The organism is Candidatus Acidiferrales bacterium (assembly GCA_036514995.1).
Classification (GTDB): domain Bacteria; phylum Acidobacteriota; class Terriglobia; order Acidiferrales; family DATBWB01; genus DATBWB01.
The window spans coordinates 1-7,776 of record DATBWB010000069.1 but is presented as its reverse complement, the minus strand read 5'-3'; the positions used below and the strand labels follow the sequence as shown (position 1 = coordinate 7,776).

Here is a 7,776-nt window from a genome sequence, read left to right as displayed (position 1 = left end):
GAGTTGGTTCGTGTTCGAGAGTGGAATGCCGCGGCTGATCCCCACATATTTGGCTGCGTACTGTTGAAACTGATCGCCCACCACCCAGATGAACCCGCCCAGCAAGAGCCAGAACAGCACATCCTTTGTGGTCACCAATTCTTGCCAAAGCGGCGCCGGGCCACCAGCGTAGCTCACCGCCAGCGTCGTCATCATCCCGAGTTCACCGATGGTGAAGAAAGTAACGAACGAGAGCGGGTTCATTCCGGTCAGATAGGCCTTGCGGTAGGGGATGTACATCGTTCCCCAGAGTACGCCGGCGCCCAAGGCTGCCAAGACGCCTCGCAGCGCGTGCTCGGCCGGCGCTTGAGTTGAAGAGGCAAAGGCCAGCAGCGTCGCTCCACCAAACATGATCAGCGCTCCGCCTAACACTCCCATCCAGCGCAGCCAACCGGCCTGGCGCAGCTCGTTGAAGAAGAGAAAGCCCCAAAAAATTCCCAGCAAGCTGTTGGTGTTCCAGAGCGGGAAAGCAATGGTGAGGCCGATATCGCGGATAGCGAAAATCGTCAATGTATTGGCCACCGCCCACAGGCAACCCGCCAGCACTGCCCAGACGATCAAGTGGGGTGCCTGCCGCACGTCAGCGCGAATGTAAGAAGTCCCCCGGATCAAGGCGGGCAGGCTCCAGCGTGCCAGGAACACGCCGACGACCATAATCAGCGAAATCACCAGCGGGGAGACCCCGATCGAGACCAACTTTGTTGGTGCCTCGGCCGCCCCCAACCATGCACCGGCGGTGAATCCGCAGAAGATTCCTACCGCCTGCAAGCTGCGCAGGCGCGAAGCTTCCACCGCGCTTTGCGGTGCCGCAGAACTCAAGCGCCCTTCCTCTTCGCTTGCGCTAGTAAATCCATCGCAGAAGCAGTAATCCGCCCAAAAGTACTGCCACCGGGACCCAGAAGTGGACATCGCGGAGAATCAAGACCCACCAGCGATCAGTCCGCCCTTCCGTTTTCCGTTCTTGCGGGATCTGCATTAAGAGTTCACAGGTAAGTTGCAGATGGCACTAACACGGACCTTCGATTACTATGAATCGCCTAGCCTGTCAATTGGAAAGACGGTGTCAAACCGTTTCTTCGGCCCTGATGAGCACGATACAGGAATGTTTGTGAGTCGTCTCTTACTGGCTCTCGTCCTCAGTACCGTCGCTACTCCGGCGACAAGCGAGCTGGCTGCCGACAGTCTGGAAATCAGCTTCGTGCTGAAGGCACCAGCGGAAGCAATCGCAGAAATTACCGCTTCCGCTCCCGGCGCCGCCTGGAACCGGCCGGGCGCGGAAGCCGCTGTCGCGACAATTTATTTGGATGGTCGCTACAATCAGGACGTGGTTCTTTTCCAGGGCACTGAGACTTGGACCTACCGAGTTTTCCTGGGGCCTCTCGAGGCTGGATCGCACCGCCTGCGCGTCGAGCGCAACGCGCGGTGGTCTGCTCAGGGCGCAGGCTTGGAGCTTGCGGCGGTGCACGTGCGCGGCCTGGCGTCCAATGAGCCTGAGCAGCGAGCCATCGCCCATGCCCCCATCCTTTACGCCCGCGCCGACACTCTTGGCCATTTCTCCGATATCCCGCTGCTGATGTGGTACGAGCGATTTTCTGAAGCCAAGGACACCGTCCTCCAGTACACCGTCATCTTCAGCAACGAGGACGCCGGAACCACTACGGACGCTTTGATGGCGCGCTGGGGCCGTGCCACCGACATTGAGTATGTCTATCGGGTCCGCTTGGATGCCCAGGGCAAGATCCGCAAGGAGGCTTTTCAAGGGCCGGAGCACAAGGACTTTGCCTTTAGCGGCCGCAAGGAGGGCCGCCACCCTTTTCTGCTCGTCCTCTCACAGAACAATATTTTCGCCGACACCGGCTTTTCCGCTCTGCAATATCGCCTTTTGCCCGTGCGCGCCGACCTCAACCAGCATTCGCGCGAAGAGGTGATGGATCGGTTTCATTGGACGTACCGGCTGATGGCCCAGGAACTGGAACGCGAAGGGAAGTTGCGACCTTATGATGCGGTGGCTGGAACGGCGGTGGGGGACCCGCGCCAGTATCTTTACCTGGAGATCAACGCCGAAAGCCGTGACAGCGGCGTGGTGGCCTGGGTCAAACTGAAGGGGCAGCCGCGCTGGTACAGCTCACACCGGGGCCAGCGCGACCTCGCTGTCTCCCGCAGCGGCTGGTTCCGGACAGCAGTGGAACTCCCGACTGGTACTGCAGCGGAGGCCCTGGAGTTCATAGCGATCGAGTGCGTTGAGGTGCAGGATCCCCGAAATGCCCCGTCGGACACAAGCCCAGAAACCCTTCTGCGGGAAATCAGCAAAGTGTTTCTGCTCGATGCCGACTATCGACCGGGCCCCAACTTGCTGAGCGCGACCCCCTCCCTGACTCTGCGTCCGGGAGAAATGCACACGTTCATTCCCCAGCCGCGCTAACCGACCTAGCCCCTAAGGGCGCAAATCGGACTTTGACGCACTTGACTTCATAGGGGCGCGTGGGCATGAGTATGCCCGTTCCCTGCAGTGGTAACTCAGCCTCTTCCTTTTCCATGAGATTGGTTTCCACGACTTGCGTGGCTCCCGGCGGCACGCGCAACCGCGCCTGAGTCTGCTGCCCGGCGAATTCATAGAAGCGGAAGATCAGACTATCGTCGTCCTCTGCCTTTTTCATGGCCGTCAGGATCAGGTTTTCAGGCTCAAGCTGGACGAAGGAATATACCGCTGGCAGCGACCCTTGATGGGGAGATGCCACCACCGCCATCAACCGGTAGTTCAACTCGTAGCCGCGGCGTACGGTCCCGGCTTCTTTCCAGGTGCCGCCGTGGGGGTAGAGCGAATAGGTGAAGCGGTGGAAGCCTTCGTCGGCGTGGGGATCGGGGTAGGCGGGCGAGCGCAATAAGGTCAAACGCAGCACGTTAGCGCGCGCATCGTAACCGTACTTGCTGTCATTGAGCACACTCAGGCCATAGGTGCTGTCCGACAAATCCGCCCAGCGCAGGGCCGGCACCTCGAATTTGGCTTTTTCTTCGGGCGTGCGCCGCGTTGTCGGCCGCGCAATCGTCCCGAAAGGAATCTCATAGGTGGCGAACTCACTCTGCACGGCGACCGGAAAGGCTACTTTCAACAGAACGTGCTTCTCGTGCCAGTCGACCTCCATGCCGACATCCACGCGTGGGATTTTGGGATAGAGCGTGATGTTTTGCGCAAAAGTGGAATTCTGAAACCTCTTGACGACCCGCAGAACAGCCCGGACGGGGCCGCTTTCTACCAGCTTGACCTCGTCAGCCTGGGTCAAGTCCCACTTCTGGTCTTCAAAGGTGGCATCGATGTTCCAAGCGTCGTACTCGCGGGGCTTGTCGTAGAAGGTCTGGAGCAGGTTGCCGCAGGCTGACGGAGCCAGCACTTCGCGGTTGTGCGTCTTGTCGAAGAGGCTGGTGATGCAGCCCGTCTTGGCGTCCACCCGTACCCGGTAGAACTCGTTCTCGATGAAATGGGTGTCCGCACGGAGAGAGGAGGCGGGGCGACGCGCCCGACGCATCGGCACGAAGTGAAAGACCTTGTAGCCCAGCGCGGGAACCGCCTCGGCTAGGAAGCGCACGGTCAGCTTATGTGTTTCCGAGGCGCGTGCAATAACTTCGGCCAGCACCGGCTGCCCGGCCGGGTCGCGCACTTCAACTTCAGTAACCGGCCGAGGAAATTGCGCTTCCACTTCCACTACATCCGTCCGCGACCATGCCAGCGGGTTGAAGACCAGCACCGGCACGCCCGGCCCTTCGGTGTGGGCACGCGCGCTGATTTCTTCTAGACCACGGGCAAGGAGCTCGTTCCCGATGCGCCGCACTTCGGCGTGGTCGCGCGCGGCGTCACCATAGACTGCGGCCACGCTCGAGCCTGGGAGAATGTCGTGAAACTGGTTGAACAGGACCTTTTTCCAGGCGTAGTTGAGTTCTGCCTGGGGATAGGGCCGGCCAAATAAAAAGGAGAGGGAAGAGAATTTCTCAGCGTTTAGGAGCAGCTCTTCGTTGCGGCGGTTGTTTTTCTTGGTTTCGGCTTGGCTCGTATACACGCCGCGGTGGTATTCGAGGTAGAGTTCACTCTTCCAAACGGGAATCTTCAAGCTGCCAATCTTCTCAGTCAGCCGATCGAAGAAAGCCTGTGCGGTGCCCAGAAAGAGTCGGGGATAGATTGCTCCGGCTGCCTGCCAGCGGCGTGCCGTCTCCAGCATGCTCCGCGTCGGTCCGCCGCCGTGGTCGCCCACGCCGTAGAGGTGCATCATCTCCGGGAATCCCATCGCCGGGGCATACTCCGCCAGATCGCGCGCCATCGCCACCGGGTCAATGGGGTTTCCGTAATGGTGGGGAAAGTAGCTGAGCACGCGGCTGCCATCAGGTGCCTCCCACCAGAACAGCTTGTAGGGGAAACGCGAGGTGTCGTTCCAGTAGATTTTTTGCGTCACGAAAAAGTCGATACCCGATTTCTTGTAGATCTGGGGCAATTGCCAGCTATAGCCGAAGGCGTCGGGATTCCAGCCCGTGCGGATGTCAACGCCAAACTTCTCCTGGAAATAGCCTTTGCCCACAAGCAACTGGCGGACCAGCGACTCACCGTCCGGCATATTCAGGTCAGGCTCCACCCACATCCCGCCGATGGGCTCCCAGCGGCCCTCGCGGACGCGCTGGCGGATTTCGTCGAATAGCAGCGGATACTTTTCTTCCATCCACTCGTAGGTCTGCGCGGAGGCATGGGTGAAGGTGAACTCGGGATACTCGCGCATCAATTCGAGCACGCTTGTAAAAGTGTTGCGCACCACCTCGACCGTTTCGGTCCAAGGCCAGAGCCAGGCCAGGTCAATGTGGGAGTTGCCGGTAGCGCGGATGGAAAACCCCTTCAGCCACTCCGCGAGTGGTCGCAGCTTCTCCCGCGCCTGCTGCAAGGAGGCATCGAAAGCCTGCTGGTCGCCACGCTCCAAGGCCGTCCAGTCGATGGTTTGGAGCGCGGCGTCCAGGTGCTGTGCTCGTTCGGCCTTTCCTTCCGCGGCAGAGTTGATTAACAGTTCGGCCGACAAGAACTCCTCGAGCAGCATTCGCGGGTCCGGCCGATCCGGAGTGGCCTCCAGCTCAAGCTGTGCTGTCCAAAGCCCGGTTCGCCCGCCTGGAACTTGCGTTTTGACGGCGATCAAAATTTTCTTGTCGGCCTCGACGCTCTTGGTCAACACAATGGGGTCGAGGTCATTTCCTTCCGCGCTGCGGACTCCGTTGAAATAGACCGTCAAATGGACGGGATTTTCGCCGCTGATGCGCACGCGGAAGCGCAGGCCCGCGCGGCGGATGTCGTAGCCCGCCAGCGAGGCCGGAATCTCGACCCAGCGGCGGAACCAGGCTGGCCCGGTGTTCCATTCTTCTCCTAGCTCGAAGAGCCGCCAGGCGGAGTCGTCCACGTTGGTCGCCTCTCCATGAAGAACATCGCCAGCGTGGAAACGCCACTCGGGCAACGGCAGCACGGTCATGGCTTGTAACCGCTCGAAGACCACCTTCCGCTCCCAAGACGGCTTCGAGCTTTCGTTTGCGCCCATGCGGCTGGGAACCACGAGGAATAAGATTACTAGGGCGATACTCACCGAGCTTTTAGAAGATGTAGAGGGCAAAATAGACCTCCTATTTTTTGGTGTCGCCCGGGCTCAGGGTCTTGTACATCAAACCTCCCGCCAACCCGCCGACAATCGGCGCAACGATGTACAGCCACCATTCATGACCCCGTGGACCCGGGAAGGCGATGGAGCCATAGCCGATGAGGTAACCGAGGAGGCGGGGGCCGAAGTCGCGGGCCGGGTTGACCGCATCCATGGTGACCGGCGCGCCAATACCTACGATGGCCGTGACGGCAAGACCGATGAATAACGGCGCCAAATTGGATTGGGGGCCCCTGGTACTGTGTTCATCCGTAAGGGCAAAAATTGCCAGCAGCAAGAACATCGTCAGCACCGCTTCCACCAGAAATGCGGTAGCGGTCGAAACCGTGCTGAATTCTTCCGGGCTAGTGCCAACCAGCCCGGGATTGGGGTAGAAGCAGGCGAACACCATCAACAATTTCTGGCTGCCCGGTTCCCCGACAACGACGCCGAGCTTCGTGGCCGTGCTCTCCCAGAAGCCGTACCAGCAGAAATACAAGGTGAGCGCAGCCACAAACGCACCGGCCACCTGGGCCCCCACGTACGGAACAATCTTTCCGCGTGGAAAGTGCCGGAAGACAGCAAAGGTCAACGTGACTGCAGGATTGAGATGCGCCCCGGCACTTGCAGCGGCGACGTAAACACCCAAGACCACGGCCAAGCCCCACAGGAGCGCGACGCCCGTCAAGTCCAACGCTCCGGTAAAGACGGCGACAGCCACGGCGCCGTCGCCAATCAGGATGAGAATGTAGGTACCTACAAACTCGGCGAAATATTCTCGCCAGACCGCGATTCGGGAAACGTCTACGCCCATCGGGTCGCCGTGGCTAAAACAAAGATTGCCAAGATCAGGACAGCGACGCCTCCCAACATAATGCGTAAGGGTTCTTTCCCAGTGCCTTTCCACTCCCCTGTCAGCACGCCCCAAATACTCGCGGTGATGACGATCAAGGACATAAACAGCGGCCAGCCCAGCACCGTGCCCAGCGTTCCGAGCTTCCCCGCAGCGACGCCGTACATCAGTGTGCTGCCAAACCAGAACACTCCCATCAGTCCCGCGAGGATCCAGTAGCTCATCGTGCTCGCCAATCCAAACCGGTTTGCAGTTCTGTTTTTGCGCAGCAGATGAATACAATAAAGTAGGTTGGGAATAGCCCCTGCACACATCAGGGGCAGCCAAACCGCGTTGGGGGCCCAAACGCTTTTAGCTCCTACATGCTCCGCTGCTGCGAGCAGGGGTGCTCCAAAGACGAGCCCCACGTTCACCAGAGCCGATCCCACGCCGCTGAACACGCAGTAGAGCAGGCCTCTCATCATAGAAGCTTTTCCCGGCGCTACCATCTGCCCCAGGGTTGCCTCGCGTCTCCGGCCCGCCACCGCGCAAATCCCAACACCTAAAATGACCAATCCCACCCCGACGAAAACCGCTAGACCTTCGGCCGTCAGAATCTTCTCTGGATGAAGCCGGATGAGTGGAACCAGGCTGCCGACGGCTGCCGAGAGGCCGAGGATGACCGAAAAGGCTAGCGCGATCCCCACCGCGTCTACCGCCAACCCAAAAAATACTTGTGAGATGCCCCAACCGGCTCCACAACCAATCACGGTGAGAATAACAGTGGGGTTTACCTCTTCGTACACCGGCCGCACCGCGGGCAGAGTCGAGAAAGTCATGAGAGGTGGGAAAACCACGAGTGCAAACACGGTCCAGATCAGCCAGGTGTTCTCCCAGGCCCACTGCCGCGTAAACTTCATCGGCAGGGTGAAGCTGCCATTCATTACCCCGGCCAACAGCAACAAGAGGAATCCCCCGGTAGTCTCATTCATCATGATTAGTTCTCAGCCTGCAACGAAATCGTGAATTGGCTTGATGCCGCTCAGAGTATACTTGAATTTTACCCAGACAGTGACTCGTAGAGGAACACAAAGCAAGCGATCGGTGAGGTATCATAAGCCCGCAGGCTTATTGCAAGGAGCAGAAATGCCCGAGGGGACCCCCCTAATCCTTGGGGTGGACATCGGCGGGACGAAGGTAGCCGCCGGCTTGGTAGACTCTCGCGGCGAGATCCTGGTGAAGAGTCGAGCG

Annotated in this window: 5 protein-coding genes; 1 reads left to right on the top strand and 4 read right to left on the bottom strand. The window is 59.6% G+C overall.

From position 1 onward, the window contains the following. A partial coding sequence (locus VIH17_05275; GenBank protein ID HEY4682646.1) for an EamA family transporter occupies positions 1-858 on the bottom strand: 858 nt, incomplete at its 3' end. A 289-nt stretch (positions 859-1,147) separates the two neighbouring features. Between VIH17_05275 and VIH17_05270 the strand changes: the two genes are divergently transcribed. After that, on the top strand, positions 1,148-2,461 hold the full coding sequence (locus VIH17_05270; protein HEY4682645.1) for a hypothetical protein: 1,314 nt from the start codon (positions 1,148-1,150) through the stop codon (positions 2,459-2,461). Here VIH17_05270 and VIH17_05265 read toward each other — a convergent pair. From VIH17_05265 to VIH17_05255, 3 genes are all read right to left on the bottom strand, one after another. Further along, a complete protein-coding gene (locus VIH17_05265) occupies positions 2,442-5,555 on the bottom strand; it encodes an alpha-mannosidase (protein ID HEY4682644.1) in 3,114 nt (1,037 codons plus the stop codon). The two genes, VIH17_05270 and VIH17_05265, sit on opposite strands and share 20 nt — an antisense overlap. Before the next feature lie 124 nt (positions 5,556-5,679). Further along, a complete protein-coding gene (locus VIH17_05260; protein ID HEY4682643.1) occupies positions 5,680-6,507 on the bottom strand; it encodes an MIP/aquaporin family protein in 828 nt (275 codons plus the stop codon). Continuing rightward, positions 6,498-7,517, bottom strand: coding sequence for an L-rhamnose/proton symporter RhaT (locus tag VIH17_05255; protein HEY4682642.1), 1,020 nt, complete (start codon positions 7,515-7,517; stop codon positions 6,498-6,500). Before VIH17_05255 ends, VIH17_05260 begins: the two co-directional genes overlap by 10 nt. Positions 7,518-7,776: the final 259 nt, after the last annotated feature.

Bases quoted from the DNA above. Each gene is read 5' to 3' on its own strand.
- VIH17_05260 (HEY4682643.1), bottom strand. From the start codon at position 6,507: ATGGGCGTAGACGTTTCCCGAATCGCGGTCTGGCGAGAATATTTCGCC.
- VIH17_05255 (HEY4682642.1), bottom strand. From the start codon at position 7,517: ATGAATGAGACTACCGGGGGATTCCTCTTGTTGCTGTTGGCCGGGGTA.